Source organism: Halobellus sp. Atlit-38R (genome assembly GCF_003665925.1).
In the GTDB taxonomy this organism is placed as follows: Archaea; Halobacteriota; Halobacteria; order Halobacteriales; family Haloferacaceae; genus Haloquadratum; species Haloquadratum inordinatus.
The window spans coordinates 1-538 of the sequence record NZ_QXIJ01000183.1; the positions used below are offsets into that span (position 1 = coordinate 1).

Annotated in this window: 2 protein-coding genes; both read right to left on the reverse strand. The window is 58.9% G+C overall.

Annotated elements, in window-relative coordinates:
- Positions 1–283 (reverse strand): acyl-CoA dehydrogenase family protein (locus D3D02_RS18835; protein WP_147435739.1); only part of this gene is annotated, 283 nt, incomplete at its 3' end.
- Positions 284–416: 133 nt separating this feature from the next.
- Positions 417–524: a hypothetical protein gene (locus D3D02_RS18840; RefSeq protein ID WP_233560719.1), complete on the reverse strand. Its 108-nt coding sequence runs from the start codon at positions 522–524 to the stop codon at positions 417–419.
- Between the last annotated feature and the right edge of the window lie 14 nt (positions 525–538).

Genomic DNA, 538 nt, shown 5'->3' on the forward strand with positions numbered 1-538 from the left:
CGCTTCCGAAGTCAGCGGAGGTGATACAAAGCGCCGTCCCGGGGTCGATGGCGAACAGTTCTTCGGTCAGAAACGCCCGTTCGAGCAGCGAGTACCCGACGCCGCCGTGCTCTACTGGGAACTGAGAACCGATGAGTCCCAGTTCGGCGGCCTGTTCCATAATCTCGTACGGATACCGCTCCGCGCTGTCGTTCTCGCTCGCCACCGGTCGAATTTCGTTCTCACCGAACTGGCGGACCTCTTCTAGTACTGCTCGCTGCTCTGCTGGAACCTCGAACTCCATACCCCCAATACAGACTCATCCTATCTAAGCCTACGGGGCTGCGCAGAATGTAATCGGCAGCAGGGACTCGCGCGTTGCAGGGGCAAGCCACCGAGCGCGCGGCGAGGAAAGCGTCTTGTCTACCGGGGTCTGCTTACAAGTTGAACACGCGTTCGGCGTTCTCGTGGAGGATCATCTCTCTCGTCTTCTCGTCGAAGTCGAGATTCTCGAAGTCATCGAGCCAATCGTCTGGTGCCACCATCGGATAGTCGGATC

Bases quoted from the DNA above. Each gene is read 5' to 3' on its own strand.
- D3D02_RS18840 (WP_233560719.1), bottom strand. From the start codon at position 524: ATGGTGGCACCAGACGATTGGCTCGATGACTTCGAGAATCTCGACTTC.